14 protein-coding genes and 1 pseudogene are annotated in these 19735 nt (G+C 68.8%); 11 read left to right on the forward strand and 4 right to left on the reverse strand.

From position 1 onward, the window contains the following. Positions 1–10: 10 nt before the first annotated feature. Positions 11–253: pseudogene (locus TSH58p_RS34025) on the reverse strand (hypothetical protein); the annotation flags it as partial. Positions 254–333: 80 nt separating this feature from the next. On the opposite strand from TSH58p_RS34025, the gene TSH58p_RS15915 reads away from it, so the two are divergent. From TSH58p_RS15915 to TSH58p_RS15950, 8 genes are all read left to right on the forward strand, one after another. Next, a complete protein-coding gene (locus TSH58p_RS15915) occupies positions 334–1122 on the forward strand; it encodes a serine protease (protein WP_247874084.1) in 789 nt (262 codons plus the stop codon). Positions 1123–1234: 112 nt separating this feature from the next. Beyond that, complete coding sequence (locus tag TSH58p_RS15920; protein WP_014240903.1) at positions 1235–1582, forward strand: RidA family protein; 348 nt, start codon at positions 1235–1237, stop codon at positions 1580–1582. Between the two features lie 229 nt (positions 1583–1811). Continuing rightward, positions 1812–3956, forward strand: a complete 2145-nt coding sequence (fusA, locus tag TSH58p_RS15925) for an elongation factor G (RefSeq protein ID WP_109070547.1) — start codon at positions 1812–1814, stop codon at positions 3954–3956. A gap of 221 nt (positions 3957–4177) precedes the next feature. Continuing rightward, a complete protein-coding gene (locus TSH58p_RS15930; RefSeq protein ID WP_247874091.1) occupies positions 4178–4726 on the forward strand; it encodes a tetratricopeptide repeat protein in 549 nt (182 codons plus the stop codon). Between the two features lie 120 nt (positions 4727–4846). Further along, positions 4847–6403, forward strand: coding sequence for a DegQ family serine endoprotease (locus tag TSH58p_RS15935; protein WP_109070545.1), 1557 nt, complete (start codon positions 4847–4849; stop codon positions 6401–6403). Between the two features lie 178 nt (positions 6404–6581). After that, positions 6582–7259, forward strand: a complete 678-nt coding sequence (locus TSH58p_RS15940) for a winged helix-turn-helix domain-containing protein (RefSeq protein WP_109070631.1) — start codon at positions 6582–6584, stop codon at positions 7257–7259. A gap of 31 nt (positions 7260–7290) precedes the next feature. Beyond that, entirely contained in the window at positions 7291–8688 is a 1398-nt protein-coding gene (locus TSH58p_RS15945; RefSeq protein ID WP_109070544.1) for a HAMP domain-containing sensor histidine kinase, read from the forward strand. A 259-nt stretch (positions 8689–8947) separates the two neighbouring features. Beyond that, on the forward strand, positions 8948–10030 hold the full coding sequence (locus tag TSH58p_RS15950; RefSeq protein WP_109070543.1) for an AI-2E family transporter: 1083 nt from the start codon (positions 8948–8950) through the stop codon (positions 10028–10030). Between the two features lie 21 nt (positions 10031–10051). Here the strand turns inward: TSH58p_RS15950 and TSH58p_RS15955 are convergent, their stop codons facing one another. Continuing rightward, the gene (locus tag TSH58p_RS15955) at positions 10052–11593 is read right to left on the reverse strand and encodes an MDR family MFS transporter (protein WP_109070542.1); all 1542 of its coding nucleotides are present in this window, start codon (positions 11591–11593) and stop codon (positions 10052–10054) included. Positions 11594–11721: 128 nt separating this feature from the next. On the opposite strand from TSH58p_RS15955, the gene TSH58p_RS15960 reads away from it, so the two are divergent. The 3 genes from TSH58p_RS15960 (at position 11722) to TSH58p_RS15970 (ending at position 13416) form a co-directional block, all read left to right on the forward strand. Further along, entirely contained in the window at positions 11722–12327 is a 606-nt protein-coding gene (locus TSH58p_RS15960) for an ATP-binding cassette domain-containing protein (protein ID WP_109070541.1), read from the forward strand. Positions 12328–12331: 4 nt separating this feature from the next. Further along, entirely contained in the window at positions 12332–13129 is a 798-nt protein-coding gene (fetB, locus tag TSH58p_RS15965; RefSeq protein ID WP_109469267.1) for an iron export ABC transporter permease subunit FetB, read from the forward strand. A gap of 74 nt (positions 13130–13203) precedes the next feature. Continuing rightward, positions 13204–13416: a hypothetical protein gene (locus TSH58p_RS15970; RefSeq protein ID WP_109069582.1), complete on the forward strand. Its 213-nt coding sequence runs from the start codon at positions 13204–13206 to the stop codon at positions 13414–13416. Positions 13417–13619: 203 nt separating this feature from the next. Here the strand turns inward: TSH58p_RS15970 and TSH58p_RS15975 are convergent, their stop codons facing one another. Continuing rightward, the gene (locus TSH58p_RS15975) at positions 13620–16166 is read right to left on the reverse strand and encodes a PAS domain S-box protein (RefSeq protein WP_109069583.1); all 2547 of its coding nucleotides are present in this window, start codon (positions 16164–16166) and stop codon (positions 13620–13622) included. Further along, the gene (locus TSH58p_RS15980; protein WP_109069584.1) at positions 16163–19219 is read right to left on the reverse strand and encodes a chemotaxis protein CheB; all 3057 of its coding nucleotides are present in this window, start codon (positions 19217–19219) and stop codon (positions 16163–16165) included. Before TSH58p_RS15980 ends, TSH58p_RS15975 begins: the two co-directional genes overlap by 4 nt. Positions 19220–19735: the final 516 nt, after the last annotated feature.

Consider the following 19735-nt stretch of genomic DNA (forward strand, 5'->3'; position numbering starts at 1 on the left):
AGTCGGTGGCGAGGATGACGTGGTCGCAGCCCTTCAGCGCCGCCTTGATCGCCGCCAGCTTCGCCGTTTTGTTACCGCCGCTGTCCGGCCGGGTCGGGTAGAGTCCGTCCGGCTTCAGCAGGGTGGGCGCCCAGCGCTTCCAGTCCGGATTGACCTCGTCCGGTTCGGCCAGCCGCAGCAGGTGTCCCTCGGCCGGCAGGATGCGCCCGTAGCGATCCCCAGCGCGGCGCGCAGGTCCTTTGCCTGACTGGATTTTTCCGTGATGATGAGCGTGGCCATGACGGGCATGGTAAGACGAAAATGAAAACGTATCAAGAACGAGCGAGGGCCGTTTTGCGTGGACTTCTGGTCGCGGTGCCGCTTCTCCTGGCGGCCCTTCCGGCGGCGGCGCAGAACCCGCTGCTGCCGGGGATCGGGGCGAAGGACCGGCGGGTGGTGGTCGACGCCACCCACGCGCCGTGGAACAGCCTCGTCAAGGTGCAGAGCAATCTCGGCGCGCGCTGCACCGGGGTGCTGGTGGCGCCGCGCCGGGTCGTCACCGCCGCCCATTGCCTGCTGAACCGGGCGCAGCGCTTCCTGCCGGCCTCCTCCCTGCACGTCCTGTTCGGCTACGAGCGCGGGGAGTACCGGCAGCACCGCACCGTCGCCGCGCTGGAGACCGGCGGCCCCTATGACACGGAGCGGCGGCTCGACGGGCTGGTCGGCGACTGGGCGGTGCTGACGCTGGACGGCGACGCGCCGGAGGGGATGCCGCCGCTGCCGCTCGCCCGGGTCCCGCCGGACGCCGGCACGCCGCTGATGCTGGGCGGCTACAGCCAGGACCGGGCCCATCTCGTCACCGCCGACACCGCCTGCGCGGCGCGCGGCATCAACGACACCGACCGCGGGCCGCTGCTGGTCCACGACTGCGACGGAACGCGCGGGGTGAGCGGGGCGGCGCTGCTGGTGCGCACGCCCAGCGGGACTAGGGGCGGGGACGGGGGCGCGGACGGGACGGGGGAGGGCTGGGCGGTGGCCGGCATCGCGGTGGCCGCGGTCAGCGGTCCCAATCCCCGCAACATCGCCGTGCCGAGCGCCGCTTTCGTGGCCGCCGTGGAGGGAAATACGCCTTCTTTGCGGTGATGCACGGGCGCGGGGCAGCTTTGAGCGGTGGCGCCTCATTTTTTGCTAGGCCCCTGGGCGTGAATCGCATAGACGTACGCGCGTTCAAGACCCCGTAACCGGAGCCGTACCGATGTCGATCCAGCGCTTCCATTCCGGACCGCGCATGAGCCAGATGGTCATCCACAAGGACACGGTCTATCTGGCCGGCCAGGTGGCCAACGATCCGACTCCGGACGTGGAGACGCAGACCCGCCAGATCCTGGGCCAGATCGACGCCCTGCTGGCCGAGGGCGGCTCCGACAAGAGCAAGCTGCTGTCCGCCACCATCTATCTGACGGACATGTCCACCTTCGGCGCGATGAACAAGGCGTGGGAAGCCTGGGTCGATACGGCCAACCCGCCCGCCCGCGCCACCGTGGAAGCGAAGCTCGCCGCGCCGGAGTATCTCGTTGAAATTCAGGTGACGGCGGCCAAATAAGCTGCGTGACGGGGCGACCCGGCTCCCTCGGTTGGGGTTTGCCGGCGTGGCCCACCAGACTGTGAGGGCCGCGTGCTTCGAAAAAATCCGGAAGGCTTGACCTTCCGGATTTACAGAACGTTAATCACGCCTTAACAGATCATCCGTAAAACCCCGACCAACCTCTGCCGCCGGAGCGGACGACCGTCGTTGCGCTTCGATAGCTGCGTTACAGTAATGGATTCGCAACATGCCGCGCCAAACGCCTCTTTCTGACATCCGGAACATCGGCATCATCGCCCACGTCGATGCCGGCAAGACGACGACCACCGAGCGCATCCTGTACTATACCGGTCGTAAGCACACGATCATCGACGTGCACGAGACGAAGGACCTGAAGTCCTCGACCACGACCGACTACATGGAGCAGGAGCAGAAGCGCGGCATCACGATTCAGTCGGCTGCCGTCTCGACCTTCTGGCGCGGCAAGAAGATCAACGTCATCGACACCCCGGGCCACGTGGACTTCACCATCGAGGTGAACCGCTCGCTCCGCGTGCTCGACGGCGCGGTCGTCGTATTCGACGGCGTGGCCGGCGTGGAGCCGCAGTCCGAGACCAACTGGCGCCTCGCGGACAACTACAACGTCCCGCGCATCTGCTACGTCAACAAGATGGATCGTTCGGGTGCGAACTTCCAGCGTTGCGTCGGCATGATCAAGGCTCGCCTGAACGCCCGCCCGGTCTGCATCCAGGTTCCGCTGGGCTCGGAAGACAACTTCCGCGGCATGGTCGACCTGATCGAGATGAAGGCGTACGTCTGGTTCTCGGACGACAAGGACGCCAAGTGGGAAATCTGGGACATCACCGACGATCTGGCGAGCAAGCTCAACCTGACCGTCAAGGAAGACCTGGACAACATCGCCAGCATCCCGGCCCTGCGCGCCGAGCTGGTCGACACCGCGCTCGAGATGGACGACGCGGCGATGGAAGCCTACCTGGAGTCGGGTGAGGAGCCGTCGGCCGACGTGCTGCGCACCTGCCTGCGCAAGGGCACCATCACCAGCACCTTCACCCCGGTTCTCTGCGGCTCGTCCTACAAGAACAAGGGCGTCTGCCAGGTTCTGGACGCGGTCGTCGACCTGCTGCCGGCCCCGACCGACGTCGAGGCCATCAAGACGGTGGACGAGGACGGCAACCCGAACGGCGAGCGTCTCAGCTCCGACGACGCGCCCTTCGCGGCGCTGGCCTTCAAGGTGCTGAACGACACCTACGGCTCGCTGACCTTCGTCCGCGTCTATTCGGGCGTGCTGACCAAGGGCATGTCGGTCCTGAACACGACCCGCGGCAAGCGCGAGAAGATCGGCCGCATGGTCGAGATGTTCGCCGCCCAGGCCAACCCGATCGAGGAAGCCCGCGCCGGCGACATCATCGCGCTCGTCTCCCTGCAGGAGACGGACACCGGTGACACGCTCTGCGACGCCGCCCACCCGGTGATCCTGGAGCGCATGCGCTTCCCCGACCCCGTCATCAGCGTCTCGGTCGAGCCGAAGACCAAGGGCGAGCAGGAGAAGTTCTCCATCGCGCTCGGCAAGATGGTTCGCGCGGACCCGTCGCTGCGTCTGGAGACCGACCGTGAAACCGGCCAGACCATCCTGCGCGGCATGGGCGAGTTGCACCTGGAAGTGACGCTGGACCGTCTGCGCACGGAGTTCGGCGTGGAAGGCAACATGGGCAAGCCCCAGGTCGCCTACCGCGAGACGATCACCAAGCCGGTCGAGTACACCTACACCCACAAGAAGCAGACCGGCGGTTCGGGCCAGTTCGCCGAAGTCAAGATCGTCTTCGAGCCGCTGGAGCGTGGCGAGGGCTTCGTGTTCAAGGACGAGACGGTCGGCGGCACGGTGCCGCGCGAATACGTCCCGTCGGTCGCGAAGGGCCTGGAAATGCAGAAGGAAGAGGGCGTGCTCGCCTCCTATCCGACGGTCGACTTCCGTGCCCGCCTGGTGGACGGCAAGTACCACGACGTCGACTCGAACGCCCTGACGTTCGAAATCGCCGCCAAGGCCTGCTTCCGTGAAGCCCTCAAGCAGGCCGGCCCGATCCTGCTCGAGCCGGTCATGAAGGTCGAGGTCGTTACCCCGGACGATTACCTGGGCGACGTCATCGGCGACGTGAACCGCCGCCGCGGCACGGTGCTGGGCCAGCTTGAGCGTGGCACCAACATCGCCGTCGAGGCCCACGTGCCGCTGAACGAGATGTTCGGCTACATCGGCCAGCTCCGCGGCATGACCTCGGGCCGCGCGTCCTACACGATGGAGTTCAGCCACTACGAGCCGGTGCCGCGCAACGTCACCGACGAGATCGTGGCGGGCCGCAGCAACAAGGCCGCCTGATAAAGGCTGCTTGATAAAGGCCGCCCGGTAACGGGCTGCTTTCCGGGGAAGGGGTCGGCGAAGCGATTCGCCGGCCCTTTTTCTTTGTCCGGCGGGAACTTTGCCGGGGCCACCCCGGCGGGATGAGGGATTCTTCTTGCGGCGATACCGCTTTCGGATCAGTGTTGCCGGCATGTGACGCATCCCAGTTTTTGGGAATGACCCAGAGAATCCTCTTGCCCGTGGCCTTCCTGGCCCTTCTGCTCCTCGGCGCTACCGGCCCCGGTTCGCGGGCCTGGGCAGGGCAGGAGGACGCGCGACTCGGTGGCCTGTTCCAGGATCTGCGGACCGCCGGCGATGCGGTCGCGGCGGAAGCGGTCGAGGACCGCATCTGGGACGTCTGGCTGGAGCACCCCAGCGACGATCTGATCGTGCTGATGCACCACGGCGTGCAGAGCCTGAACGCCGACCGCTATGGCGAGGCGCTGGCCGCCTTCGATCAGGTGGTCGCCGCCGATCCGACCTACGCCGAAGGCTGGAACAAGCGGGCCAACGCCGAATACATGCTGGGGGATTACGACGCCGCGGTGCGCGACATCCGCCGGGTGCTGGCGCTGGAGCCGCGGCATTTCGGGGCGCTGGCCGGGCTGGGCCTCGTCTATCTCGCCATCGACCAGCCGGCCGGGGCGCTGCGCGCCTTCGACGCCGCTCTGGCCATCAACCCGCACCTCGACCGCGTCCGCCAGCAGGCCGCGACCATCCGCCTGCGCATGGCCGGCTCGGCCCTGTGAACGGCACGATGTTCTAATCCCTCCCTGAAAAACTTTTAATCCGCCCGCAAGCCCCCCGTGACTCGGCGCCCGCTACTTTCAGGGCAACGAACAACGCATGCCAGTCACGGAGAGCAACCGATGTCCACCCCCGCCAACGCCGGACCCACCCCGCGGTCGAGCCGGGTGCGGCGTACCATCGCCGCCGTCCTCCTCGGCACCACAGTGCTGACCGGTCCGTTCCTGATCGCCAACCAGTCCACCGCCGCGGCCGCCGAAAGCGCCGTGACGCAGAACATGCCGGGCAGCTTCGCCGATCTGGCGGCCAAGGTGTCGCCCGCCGTGGTGAACGTGTCGACCACCCAGCAGGCCAAGGCCGAGCGCGGCAACCCGCGCATGCCCGGCTTCCCGCCGGGGTCGCCCTTCGAAGAGTTCTTCCGCCAGTTCCAGGACCAGTTCGGCCAGAATGGCGATCAGGGCGGCGGTCCGGGCGGCGACGACCAGTCCGAAGGGCAGCCGCGCGGCAAGGTCGGCTCGCTCGGCTCCGGCTTCATCATCGACGCGGCCGGCTATGTGGTGACCAACAACCACGTCATCGACGGCGCCGACGAGATCAAGGTCACGCTCCAGGACGGGACGGAGCTTCCCGCCACGCTGGTCGGGCGCGACGCCAAGACCGACATCGCCCTTCTGAAGGTGAAGTCCGACAAGGCGCTGCCCGCGTTGGAGTGGGGAGACAGCGACGCCGCCCGCGTCGGCGACTGGATCATGGCCGTCGGCAACCCCTTCGGGCTGGGCGGCACGGTGACCAACGGCATCATCTCGGCCCGCGGGCGCGACATCCACAGCGGCCCCTACGACGACTATCTCCAGCTCGACGCCGCCATCAACCGCGGCAATTCGGGCGGCCCGACCTTCACCCTGGACGGGCGGGTGATCGGCATCAACACCGCCATCTATTCGCCCAACGGCGGTTCGGTCGGCATCGGCTTCGCCATCCCGTCCAACATCGCCAAGCAGGTCGTCGCCCAGCTCAAGGAGAATGGCCATGTCGAGCGCGGCTGGCTGGGCGTGAAGATCCAGGAGATTTCGCCGGAGATCGCCGAGTCGGTCGGCCTGTCCCAGACCAAGGGAGCCCTGGTCGCCGAGGTGACCCCGGACAGCCCCGCCGCCAAGGCCGGCGTGCGCCAGGGCGACGTCATCCTGGCCTATGGCGGCAAGCCGGTGAACACGCTGCGCGACCTGACCCGCCGGGTGGCCGACACCAAGGCCGGCGACACGGTGGACATGACCGTGGTCCGCAAGGGCAAGGAGTCGACCCTGACCGCCCACATCGCGCCGCTCCCCGCCGAGCAGCGCATGGCCGCCGCGGAGGGGACCGGCCCCGCCGCCGACAGCGCGGTGGAGACCGTCAAGGGGCTGAAGCTGGCCCCGCTGGATGGCGCGGCCCGCAGCCGCCTCGGCCTGGGCGAGGGCGTGAAGGGTGTGGTCGTCACCGCGGTGTCGTCGCAGGCCGGTGATCTGCCCGTCCGTCCGGGCGACGTGATCGTCAAGGTCGGTGACCACAGCGTGACCTCCCCCGCCGAGGTGACCAAGAGCCTGCACGAGGCCGAGAAGGACGGCCGCAAAGCGGTCCTGCTGCTGGTCAACCGCGGCGGCAACGAAAGTTTCGTCCCGCTGAAGCTCGGCAAGGCGTGACGCCGGAAAACACCGGCGATCCTCCCGTCGCCGGTGTGACGGGGTGGAGGGTGTCTGTCATGCGAACCCCCGCCGCGCGGACATCCTCCCCCTTCGTTTCGTTTGGCCCTTTCCCCTCCCCGGAGGGGCGGGGGCATTCACCTTTGGACTCGCGGAAGGATGCGGTAGACTCATGCTCATGAAAGTCCTCGTCATCGAAGACGACCAGCAGGCCGCCTCCTATCTGGCCAAGGGGCTGAAGGAGGCCGGGCATGTCGTGGATGCCGCCAACGACGGCAAGGAGGGGCTGTTCCTGGCCGGCTCCGAGCATTACGACGTCATGATCGTGGACCGCATGCTGCCGGGCCGCGACGGGCTGTCGCTGGTCGAGATCCTGCGCGCCACCGGCAACGACACGCCGGTGCTGTTCCTCTCCGCGCTGGGCAGCGTCGACGACCGGGTGAAGGGGCTGAAGGCCGGCGGCGACGACTATCTGACCAAGCCCTTCGCCTTCTCCGAACTGCTCGCCCGGATCGAGGTGCTGGTGCGCCGCCGCAGCGCCGCCCAGCCGCAGACCCGCCTGACGGTCGCCGATCTGGAACTGGACCTGCTGTCGCGCACCGTCCGCCGGGCCGGCAAGTCCATCGACCTGCTGCCGCGGGAGTTCGCCCTGCTGGAGTATCTGATGCGCAACGCCGGCAGCGTGGTGACCCGCACCATGATGCTGGAGAATGTGTGGGACTATCACTTCGACCCGCAGACCAACGTCATCGACGTGCACATCGCCCGCCTGCGCCAGAAGATCGACAAGGATTTTCCGACGCCGCTGATCCACACCGTGCGCGGCGCCGGCTACAGCCTGCGGGCGCCGCAATGAAGGCGGCGGCGAGGGGGGCAGGCGGGGGAGCGTGAAGGCGGCCATTCCCATCCTGCGCCTTCTGCGCACGACGCCGTTCCGGCTGGCCCTGCTGTATCTGGGCCTGTTCGTCATTTCGGTCGGGGTGATCCTGGCCGTCGTCTACCGTTCCACCGCGGGGTTCCTGGAGGAGGAGATCGGCGCCACCATCGCGCTGGAGGTCGCCGGGCTTCAGGACCAGTACCGCAGCGCCGGCCTGCGCGGGCTGGTCGATTCCGTGCGGGAGCGCAGCGGCTATTCGCACACCAACTCCATCTACCTGCTGACCACGCCGGGCGGGGTCATCCTGGCCGGCAACCTGTCGGGCTGGCCCGACGCCACGGCGGGGCCGGGCGGCTGGACCCATTTCAAGATTTCCGATTATGGCGGGGTGAACAACCGGCCCTCCACCGCGATGGCGGTCAGCTTCATCCTGCCCGGCCAGTTCCGCCTGCTGGTGGGCCGCGACATGAGCGAGCTGGACCAGCTCCGCGGGCGCATGGTCGTGTCGCTGCGCTGGGTCTTCCTGGTGACGGTGGTGCTGGGGCTGGGCGGCGGCCTGCTGCTGGCGCGCGGCGCCATGCACCGGATCGAGGCGATCAACCGCACCACCCACCGCATCATGGCCGGCGACCTGTCGGGCCGCGTTCCGCGCGGCGGCGGCGGGGACGAGATCGACCGGCTGGCCGGCAACCTGAACGCCATGCTGGACCAGATCGAGCGGCTGATGACCGGCATGCGGCAGGTCACCGAGAGCGTGGCCCACGACCTGCGCACGCCGCTGTCGCGCCTGCGCTCTCGCGTCGAACTGGCCTTGATCCGCGAGACCGACGACCCGGAGGTCTACCGCACCGTGCTGCAGGACACGATCCTGGAGGCCGACCGGCTGCTCGCCACCTTCACCGCTCTGCTGTCCATCGCCGAGGCCGAATCCGGCGCCAACCGCAAGGCGCTGGAGCCGGTGCGGCTGGCCGACGTGGTCCGGCTGGCCGCCGACCTCTACGAGCCGGTGGCGGAGGAGAAAAGCCTGACCCTGGTCACCGACATCCGGGCGGAGCCGACCGTGCGCGGGAACGAGCAGCTGCTCGCCCAGGCGGTGTCGAACCTGCTGGACAACGCCATCAAATACACGCCGGAGGGCGGGCGCATCACACTGCTGCTGGAGGGCGCCGAGCCGGGGCAGGCCGCCCGCGTCACCGTGGCGGACAACGGCCCCGGCATTCCGCCGGAGATGCGGGAGAAGGTGCTGGAGCGCTTCGTCCGGCTGGACGCCGCGCGGGCCTCGCCGGGGAACGGGCTGGGCCTCAGCCTCGTGGAGGCGGTGGCCCGGCTGCACGACGCGTCGCTGCGGCTTGAGGACAACGAGCCGGGCCTGAAGGTCGGCATCGTCTTCCCGCCGGATGCCGGCTGACGCTCCCGATAGGAGACGCTCCCGATAGGAGACGCTCCCCACAAGAAAAGAGCCCGCCGTTTCCGGCGGGCTTTTGAGGTGACATCAGCGAGAATGACTCCTTGGCGTCAGACATGATATGGGGCGCCAACCGTCCGCGCGCATTCGGATAAGCGTCTTAGCACGAAGGTGCTAGCGGGGTGGCGGTGCAACAGTTTCCTGCGGGGGGCGTTTGTCCATCGGACCGGCATGCCGGTGGCAAACACGGCGGGAAGAATCGATGGACGCGACCAGACAGGCTCCCATTCAGGCCCCCATCCAGGCCGGGGAGCCGGCAACCGCCGGGCGGAGCACCGCAACCGAACTGAAGCTGTTCACCTGGAAGATGCTGATCGCCGCCGGCGTGCTGGGGACGCTGTTCCTGGCCTGGCAGGTGGCCGACGCGCTGCTGCTGGTCTTCGCCGGCGTGCTTCTGGCGATCCTGTTCCAGCGCATCGCCGGTCTGGTGCGGCGCTACACCGGCCTTCCGCAGGGCTGGTCGCTCGGCGTCGTGCTGCTGCTTCTGGCGGTGCTTCTGATCGGCGGCGGCGTGCTGATGGGCCAGTCGGTGGTCAGCCAGTTCGACCAGCTCTCCCAGCAGATTTCCAGCGCCGTGCAGCAGCTTCCCGGCTCGCTGCGCGACCAGATCATGGAACAGGGGCGGGACGCCTCCTCCTGGCTGAACCGGCTGCAGAGCGTCGCGTCCAGCGTGATGTTCTTCCTGGGCGATCTGGTGGTGGTGATGTTCACGGCCATCTACCTCGCGGCCTCGCCCGGCGTCTACCAGCGCGGCGTCATCCTGCTGGTGCCGCCGCGCGGTCACGAGCGCGCGCGGGAGGTGCTGGACGTGATGGGGGACTCGCTGTGGAAGTGGCTGATCGGGCAGCTTTCGGCCATGGCCATCGTCGGCGTGCTGACCACCACGGGCCTGCTTCTGCTGGGCATCCCGAGCGCCCCGGCGCTGGGCCTGCTGGCGGCACTCCTGGAGTTCGTTCCGCTGATCGGCCCGTTCCTGGCGGCGGTCCCGGCGATCCTCATCGGCTTCGCCCAATCGCCGCAGGACGCGCTGTGGGTGGCGCTGCTCTACCTGACGATCCAGCAGGTCGAGGGCAACGTCGTCATGCCGCTGATGCAGAAGAAGGTGGTGGACCTGCCCCCGGTCATCACCATCGCGGCCATCGCGGCGGGGGGCGTGCTGTTCGGCCTGATGGGCATGTTCCTGGCCACGCCCTTCGCGGTCGTGATGCTGGTGCTGGTCAACATGCTCTACATCGAGGACAAGCTGGGGGAGGGGCGGCACTTCCCCAGCGAGGACAAGGCGTAGGGCGGCCCCCGATCCCGGTCCTCAGGCCGCCTCCGCCCCGGCCTTGGCGGCGTCGGCGGCGGAGCGCAGGGGAAGCTCCTTCAGGAACAGGGTCAGCACGAAGGACACCACCGCCAGCCCGGCGGCCAGCAGGAACAGCGTCGAGAAACCATGCTCGAACACCGACTGGGCGGCGGAACGGGCGCCGGGGGCCAGATTGGACAGGGCGGCGGGGCCGCGCTCCATCACCTCGCGCCCGCTGATGCCGGGCAGGCCGGCGGCGTTCAGCCGGGCCTCGACGTCGGCGGCGAAGACCGCGCCGAACACCGCCACCCCGACCGACCCGCCGAGCGAGCGGAAGAAGCCGACCGACGCCGTGGCCGCGCCCAGGTCGCGCCGCTCCACCGCGTTCTGCACGGCGACCGTCATCACCGGCATGACCAGCCCCAGCCCGATGCCCAGCGGAACCAGGATCAGCGTGGACCACAGCCCGCTCTCCGACACCGTCGGCGACAGGCCGAGCGCCAGATACATCACCGCCGCCAGCGCCAGCCCGGCCAGCGGGAAGACCTTGTAGCGGCCGGACTTGGAGATCAGCCGCCCGCCGCCCCCGGCGCCCAGCACCATGCCGAGCACCATCGGCAGCAGCAGGAAGCCCGACGTCGTGGCGCTGGTCCCGGCGACGAGCTGCGAACGCAGGGGCAGGTAGACGATGCCGGCGAACAGCACCATGGCCGACACCGCCACCACCGGATTGGCGACCGCCACCACCGGTTCCCGGAACAGGTGCAGCGGCAGGATCGGCTCCTCCACCCGCCGCTCGTGCCACAGGAAGACCCCGAGCATCATGAGGCCCAGGACGCACAGGCCGAGGATCGTCGGCGAGGTCCAGGGCAGGGCGACCCCGGCGCGCGACACCACGAACAGCAGCGAGGTCACCGTGCCCATCAGCAGCGCCGCGCCCAGATAGTCGATGGTCGGCTTCGCCCGCCCCGCCGGCAGGCGGTCGAGCGCCCGGCTGGTCATCAGCAGCGCCGCCGCCCCCAGCGGCAGGTTGATGAGAAAGATCCAATGCCAGCTCAGCCGTTCCGTGAAGACGCCGCCCAGCAGCGGCCCGGCCACGCTGGACAGGGCGAAGATGCCGCCGATGTAGCCCTGGTAGCGCCCGCGCTCGCGCGGGGCCACCACGTCGCCGATGATGGTGAAGGCCAGCGCCATCAGGCCGCCGCCGCCCAGCCCCTGGATGCCGCGGAACAGGATGAGCTGCCCCATGCTCTGCGCCAGCGCGCACAGCACCGACCCGACCAGGAACAGGAAGATCGCCACCTGCAGCACCCGCTTGCGCCCGTAGAGGTCGCTCAGCTTGCCGTAGATCGGCGTGGTGGAGGTCGAGGCCAGCAGATAGGCGGTGACCACCCAGGGCAGGTTTTCCAGGCTTCCCAGGTCGTGGGCCATGGTCGGCAGGGCCGTGGCGACGATGGTCTGGTCCATCGCCGCCATCAGCATCGCGAGCGCCACCCCGCTGAACACCCGCATGATCTCGCGGTGGGTGAAGACGGCGTGGTCGTTGGAGGCGTCGGTCATGGTCTCGGTTCAGGCCGGAATGAACGGTGGGGCGTACCATAGCCCCCGAGACGTTCCGCGCAAGGACTCCGCCATGAATGGCTGCTAATCTCCCCGCCCATCTTCCGGAATAGTCGCCGTAACCCGCCATGCTGAGCGTGCGCAACCTGTCCACGACCGTGCTGAAGCCCGCCAGTTTCCAACTGGAGGCCGGCGAGTGCGTCGCCGTGCAGGGGAAATCCGGATCGGGGAAATCCGTGCTTCTGCGCGCCCTGGCCGACCTCGATCCGTCGACCGGGGAGGTGCGGCTGAACGGTGAGCTGCGGGAGGACATGCCCGCGCCGCTCTGGCGCCGCCGGGTGACCTATGTGGCCGCCGAGTCGGGCTGGTGGGAGGATCGGGTGGGCGCCCACTTCGCGCGGCCGGACCGCGCCGCCGCGCTCGCCGGGGCGCTGGGCCTGCCGGGCGAGGTGATGGACTGGCCGGTCGCCCGCCTGTCCACGGGGGAGCGGCAACGGCTGGCGCTGGTCCGCGCGCTGGTCCAGGGGCCGGAGGTGCTTCTGCTCGACGAGCCGACCGGCCCGCTGGACGCCGAGGCGACGGGGCGGGTGGAGGCGCTGCTGCGCGGCGAGCTGGCCCGCGGGGCCGGGGTGCTGATCGTCACCCACGCGCCGGAACAGGCCGCCCGGCTGGCCCATCGGCATCTGCACGTCGCAGATGGCGTGGTGGCGGACGGCGTGGTGACGGAAGGGTAGGACGATGCTGGTATCCCTGCACTACACCGACCTCGCCGTGGCGGGGCTGCTCCTGCTGGTCAACGGCGGCCTGTCCATGGCGCTGGACCTGGGTCTGGCGCGGCCGTTGCTGGTGGCGGCGCTGCGGATGGTGGTCCAGCTGTCGCTGGTCGGGCTGGTGCTGACCCGGCTGTTCGCGCTGGAGTCGCCCTGGCTGACCCTGGGGGCGGCGCTGGTCATGCTGCTGTTCGCCGGCCAGGAGACGATGGCCCGGCAGGAGCGGCGGCTGTCCGGCTGGTGGTCCTACGGCATCGGCACCGGCGCGATGGGGACGGCGGCGGGGATCGTCCTGCTGCTGGGCCTGTCCACCGCGGTGCGGCCCGATCCGTGGTGGGACGCGCGCTACGCCATTCCGATGCTCGGCATGGTTCTGGGCAACGCGATGAGCGGGGTGGGGCTGGCCCTCCACACGCTGACCGCGACGGCGGCGCGGGAACGGTCCGCGATCGAGGCGCAGCTCGCGCTCGGCCGCTCCCGCTGGACGGCGCTGCGGCCCATTCTGCGCCACGCGCTGCGCACCGCGCTGATGCCGACGATCAACAGCATGGCGGCCATGGGGGTGGTGGCCCTGCCCGGGATGATGACCGGCCAGATCCTCTCCGGCGTCGATCCGGGAGAGGCGGTGAAGTACCAGATCCTGATCATGTTCCTGATCTCCGGCGCCACCGGGCTCGGCGTGCTGGCGGCGTCGCTGGCGACGGTGCGGCGGCTCAGCGACCGGCGGCACCGGCTGCGGCTCGACCGGCTGGTGCGGCGTCGCTGAGCGGAAGGAACCCGGACGGTCTCCCCGCCGTTGAACCCGTTTGGCATCCACCAACGGCGGCGGGGGAGCGGGTCATGGCGCACATCGTGGAAATCCGGAACGGCGCGATCGTCGGCAACGACGAGCCCACCGATGAGTATCTCCCCGTCGGAACCCACATCGCCCAGGCCGACGGCTTCTATCTCAGCTTCGGCATGGATGTGGAAGGCCCCTACGCCCGCAACGACGCCGAGGAGCGGCTGAACCACCTGAAGCGCGCCACCCAGGCCGATCTGGAGCGTCCCTAGCCTCTAAAGCGAACTTCCGTTCGCTTTCGATCCACATCGCCTCATTCGCCGGCTCTCAGCGGATGCCGATGGCATCCGCCTGCCGCCAGCGGGAACGATGGTCCCGCGAGAGGCAGGCTTCGGCCGCATGTGCGGCCAGGAGCGCCGTGGCCACATGTGCAGGCGGGACTGCCGTCGCGGTCCAAAGCGGATTGCGATCCGCTCTAGGTCGGCTCCGTCTCGGCGTCGCGGTGTTCCAGGCTGGCGCGCACGGTGCGGCGCAAGTCGTCGGGCTGGATGGGCTTGTGCAGCAGGGCGCATTGCGCGCCGACGGCCTCGCGCAGCCGGTCGGACGAGGTGTCGCCGGTCAGCAGCACCCCCGGCAGGTCGGAACCGAAGCGGCGGCGCAGCGTGTCCATCAGCATCAGCCCGGTGTCGCCGTCCGGCAGGCGGTAGTCGGTCAGCACGAGGTCGGGCACCAGCGTGCCGTCCACCAGCTCCAGCGCCTCCGCCACCGAGCCGGCCTCCGTCACGCGGTAGCCCCAGCCGTCCAGCATCAGGGCCAGCGCCATGCGGATCACCGCGTCGTCCTCGACCAGAAGGACGGAGGCGTCGCCGTCCGCCTCGCCGCTTGCCGAAGCGGAGTCCTCCGGGGAGTCGCCGCAGTGCCGCTGGTCGAGAATGGCCCCCTGCGGCAGGGTGACGGCGAAGCAGGACCCCTTGCCCGGCGACGAGGTCACCTCGATGGTGCCGCCCAGCATGTGGACGAGGCGCCGCGCGATGCTGAGCCCCATGCCCAGCCCCTCCCGCCGGTCGCGGGCGGCGTTGCCGATCTGGTAGAAGTCCTGGAAGATCCGGTCGATCTGGTTCTCCGGAATGCCGATGCCGGTGTCCCATACCTCGAACCGCAGGGCGCCGCCGCGCCGCCGCGCGCCGAACAGCACCCGGCCCTGCCGCGTGTAGCGGATGGCGTTGGTCAGCAGGTTGCGCAGCACCCGCTCCAGCAGCCCGCCGTCGGTGCAGGCGCCCAGCCGCACCGGCACGGTGCGCAGCGTCAGCCCGGAGGAGGCGGCGACCGCCCGGAACTCCCCGTGCAGCCGCTCCATGATCGACCCCACCTCGACCGGGGCGCTGTGGGGGGTGACGAGACCGGCCTCCAGCTTGGAAATGTCCAGCAGGCAGTCGAGCAGCCCGCCGAGCGAGGCCACCGTGTCGCGGAGCTGGGTGGCGATGCGCCGCGCGTCCTCCGGGATCGGCTCCTTCAGCAGCAGCCCGGACAGCAGGGTCAGGGCCTGGGCCGGCTGGCGCAGGTCGTGGCTGGCCGCCGCCATGAAACGCTCCTTGGCGTCCAGCGCCACGTTCAGGTCGCGCTCCATCGACTTGATGGCGGAGATGTCGGTGACGCTGGACACCACCGCCTCGGGCCGTCCGTCCGCGCCCGGCACCGGATGGCTGGAGACGCGCAGCCAGCGGGTGGGGGCCGCCGCCTCGTCGCCCTCGGCGATGCCGACGATCTGCTCGACCACCGGCTTCCCGCTGTCCACCGCCTTGGCGGTGGGCGGCAGCCCGGTCAGCCGGGTGCCGTCGGCGCCGATGAAGCGCCGCCGGGCCGCGCGGCCCGTCCGGTCTCCCGGCTTGCGGCTCTCGAAGGGGCGGGCAAGGGGATCGAGCAGCACGCCCGCCGGGCCCGCCATCAGCCGTTCCGCCATGGCGTTGGCGACCATCACCGTGCCGTCGCCCGAGCGCATGACCAGCCCTTCGGACAGGGATTGGACCAGCGTGCGGTGCCGCCGCTCGCTCTCCGCCAGCGCCTGTTCCGCGGCGCGGCGGGCGGTCACGTCGCGGAAGGCCACCACCGCCCCGGTGATCGCCCCGTTCTGGTGGATCGGGGAGACGGTCAGCTCCGCCACGAAATCGTCGGCGCCCTGGCGGCGCAGGCGCCCGTCGGTCACCTGCCGGACCAGCCCGTCGGCCAGCGACAGCGTCAGGGCGCGCCTTCCTTCTTCCTCCGCGTCGCCGCCGACCAGCGCCGTGAAGGAGCGGCCGACCAGCTCGCTGGCGCCGAAGCCGGTCATCGACTGGGCCGCGGCGTTCACGAAGGTGACGGCGCCGCGCGCATCCAGGCCGCAGATGCCGTCGGCCACCGCCTGAAGGATGTGATGGTAGGCGGCCCGGGTGCGCTCGGCCTCGTCGCGGGCGTCCTGAAGCTCGCTGACCCAGGCGTTGCGCTCCGTCACGTCGGTGATGGTCAGCAGGACGTCGCCCTTGTCGACACCGTCCGGTCCGGCCTCCAGCTCGACGACCCGGGCGTCGGTCAGCCCGTCGATGGCGCTGTGGGCGCCGACGAAGGCGTATTCCTGGCGCGTCCATTGCCCGGAATCGCGCAGCCGGGCCAGCGCCGTGAACAGGCGCCCATGGTCCAGCGACTCCACCATCAGGGTCAGCGGGCGGCCCTTCAGCCGGCGCAACGGCAGGCCGAACTGCCGCTCCGCGGCGACGTTGGCCTCGCAGATGATGCCCGCGGCATTGACGGTGAAGCAGGCCAGCGGCACCGACTGGAACAGCTGGAGATACTGGATGCGCGAGGCTTCCAGCGCCTGCTGTGCGGTGCGCAGCTCCTCGTTCTGGATCTCCAGCTCGGCCTGATGCACGTACAGTTCGTGCAGGACTTCCTTGAGCGTGGTCGCCGAGACCTCCGCCCCTTCGAAGCCGCCCGAGTTGAGAGCCTGTTCCGCGCGCTTGCGAAGCCGTTCGTTGCGGAAGCCGTTCACGCCGCGCCCCCGGCCACCGTGTCCTTTGTGTCCTTGTCGGGGAGCGCGCCCTGCCGGCGCTGGCCGTTCCGCCGTCCGCTCGCGCGCAGTTCCATCAGCTTGCGGTTGGTGATGTCGATGTGGCTGACCACCGCTCCCCCTGACAATCCGGCCAGACGGCAGGCGTGCATCATGAACCAGCGCTCCTCCTTGTCCGAATGACAAGGGTATTCGATGGTGAACTGCTCGATGTCGCCGGACAGGATCCGGCGCAGCCCGTCGTTCACGGCACGGGCGATGTCCTCGCCTTCGGTTCCTTCCTCGGCGTTGCAGACATCAAGATAATTGGTCCCCGGACCACAACGTTCCAGCGCCTGGGCGCCGTTCTTCTCGCCGAACGTGCGCCAGGCGTGGTTGACCATGGTGATGGCGCCGTCGGAATCGATCACCGCCACATGCTCCGGCAGGCTGTCCAGCACCGTCTGGAGCCGGTGCTCCGCCGCCTTGGCAGCGGTGACGTCCACGAAGGTGACGACCACCCCGGCCACCTGGTTCTTCTCGGTCAGATAGGGGAGGATCCGCGTCTGAAGCCAGCGGTCGCCGCGCACCGGGACGTGACGCTCAACCGGGGTGTGGTCGTGGAAGACCCGCTCGATGTCCTTGAGGAAATCCGGGTAGTCGATGTTGGTGGACAGGTGCGAGATCGACCGCCCGACGTCGCGCGGGATGATGTTGATGAAGCGCGCCGCCGCCGGGGTGAAGCGCCGGATCACCATGCCGCTGTCCAGGAAGACCGTGCCGATCTCGGTCGAGCGCAGCAGGTTGTCCAGGTCGTTGGTGACCTCCGTCAGCTCCTCCACCTTCGCCTGGTACTCGGCGTTGACGGAATACAGCTCCTCGTTGACGGATTGCAGCTCCTCGTTGGTGCTCTGCAATTCCTCGTTGGAGGCGAGAAGCTCCTCGTTGGTCGCCTGCAGTTCCTCGTTGGCGGTCTCCAGCTCCTCGATGGTGGCCTGGAGGTTCTCGCCGCGCGACACCAGCTCCTGCTCCAGCCCGCGGATGCGTTCCGCGGTGTCGGTGTCGAAGTCGAAGTCGCTGTCCGGCAGGGCCAGCGCCGGGGCGCTGGGGTCGAGCACGATCAGCGCGAAGCGCCGGCCGGTCTTGCGCGCGACGAAGGGCTTCACGCGCAGGCTGACGGCGGGCAGCCCCTCGCGGTCCTTCACCGGGATGTTGGACAGGGCGAACTCCTCGCCGGAGCGGAAGGCCCGCGTCAGCGCGGTCCCCACCACCATGGAGACCGAGGAGGGCAGCAGCTTCAGCGCGTTCAGCGTGGCCTCGCCCGGCGGCACCTTCAGGATGGACGACGCCTCGCCGAACACATGCATGATGTTCATCTGCTCGTTGACCAGCAGGCTGGGCGGCACATAGGCCCGCATCAGGGTCGAGATCGCCTCGTCGATGGCGGCCCCTTCCTCCTGCGCCTGCGACAAGGTCTCGTCGCCGTGGCGGTGCACCGGGGCGGCGACGGTGGGAACGAGCAGCCGCGACAGCCGGTGGGACCCGGTGCGCAGGCTCTGGAACAGCTTGTTCCGGCTGTCCAGGACGTGGAACTCGGCCGACAGGTCGCCCAGCGTCTCGCTGGTGCCGAGGAACAGGAAGCCGCTCTGCCGCAGTGCGTACTGGAACAGGCTGAGCACCTTCCGCTGAAGCGGCGAGTCCATGTAGATCAGCAGGTTCCGGCAGCTCACCAGATCGATCTTGGTGAAGGGCGGATCGCGCATGATGTTGTGGGCGGCGAAGACCACCATGCGGCGGATGTCGCGCGACACCAGATAATGGTCGCCGCGGGCGGTGAAGTAGCGGCTCAGCCGTTCGTGCGACACGTCCTCCGCGATGGAGCGCGGGTATTCGCCCAGGCTGGCGATCTCGATGCTGTCCTGGTCGATGTCGGTGGCGAAGATCTTGACGTCGAAGGACCGTCCCATCCGCTCCTGCGCCTCGGCGAAGAGGATGGCGATGGAATAGGCCTCTTCGCCGGTGGCGCAGCCGCAGACCCAGACGCGCACCATGTCGGTGGGGCTGCGCTTGGCCAGCAGGGTGGGGATCACCCGGTCGGCAAGGGAGGCGAAGGCGCCCTCGTCGCGGAAGAATCGGGTGACGCCGATCAGCATCTCCTTGTAGAGGCTGACCGTTTCGGCGCTGTTGCGGCGGAGCAGGGCGGCGTAGTCGCTCATCGAGTCGAGGCCGGCGGTGTGCATCCGCCGTTCGATCCGGCGCAGCAGGGTCGCCAGCTTGTAATGCGAGAAATCCACCCCGGTGACCGAGCGGATGGCCGCCACGATCTGCGCCAGCGGATCGTTGTCGCGGTCCTGCGGGCGGGGCGGGGCGGGCAGGTTGCGCGACAGCACCCGGCCGGCGTGTTCGATCAGGCAGCCCGGCAGTTTGTCCGGCGTCTTCACGGCGTCCACCTGCCCGGTGGCGATCGCGCTGCGCGGCATGCCGTCGAACTGTGCCGATTCGGGGTCCTGCGCCGCGGCGAAGCCGCCCGCCGACTTGATCGCCAGCAGGCCGCGCGTGCCGTCCGACCCGGTGCCGGACAGCACCACCCCCAGCGCCCGCGGCCCCTGGTCCTTGGCGAGAGCGGTGAAGAAGATGTCGATGGGCAGGCTCATGCCCCCGGTCGTGTCCTTGGCGGTCAGGATCAGCCGCCCGTCCTCGATGGACAGATGCTTGGCGGGGGGCAGCAGATAGACGGTGTTGCGCTCCACCGCCATGCCGTCGGCGGCCTGCACCACCGACATGGCGGTGTGCTTGGCCAGCAGATCGACCATCAGGCTCTTGTGGACCGGCGACAGGTGCTGGACCACCACATAGGCGAGGTCGCTCTCTCCCGGCACATTGTCGAAGAAGCGCTGGAGCGCTTCCAACCCGCCGGCCGACGCGCCGATGCCGACGATGCAGCAGACCCGATCCCGGCTTTCCGGGTAGGGGCCATAGACGGAAACCGTGTCCTCACCCTCGTCGGGTTGCGTGGGGGCGTCGGCGATGGGGTGATCGTTGTCTTCTGATTCCACGGAGCACTTCGGATCTGCGGGAGTAAAGGACGGTCTACTGAATTATTTGCCGTCGCACCGTGACATTCAAACCCTCCCTTGCGCGGCGCCTTTCCTTTTCCGTACGCGCCGGCAGCTTTGAAACGGCGAAGGGTCTAGCGGCTATATAGGAAGCGTTCCTGCCAGTCAATCCGGACAATCCGCCCCCTGAAGGTCCGCACAGCGCCGGCATTCCAAAGATCAGGCGCGGGGCGGGGCCCGCGCCGTCTTTAACGTTTCGCATATGACCAATGGATTTTTCATGATGCATTTAGCGAAGATCGAATTCGGTTTCCACGGACCGATCATCCGAGACTTTCGAATGTGTCGTAGTTTTCCATATTTTTTCCTTTCCAATGTCCTGGTGTCGGCTGCGTGAATTCATTGCGCCGCGGTGCCTCGCTCCTCTTTCCGAGAGACGGGCTTCATGGTGGGGGTGAAAGATAAAAATCGATGGGATTTGCCACCAGCGCACAGCTTACCCAAAAAGTATGATGT

It is taken from the genome of Azospirillum sp. TSH58, assembly GCF_003119115.1.
GTDB lineage: Bacteria > Pseudomonadota > Alphaproteobacteria > Azospirillales > Azospirillaceae > Azospirillum.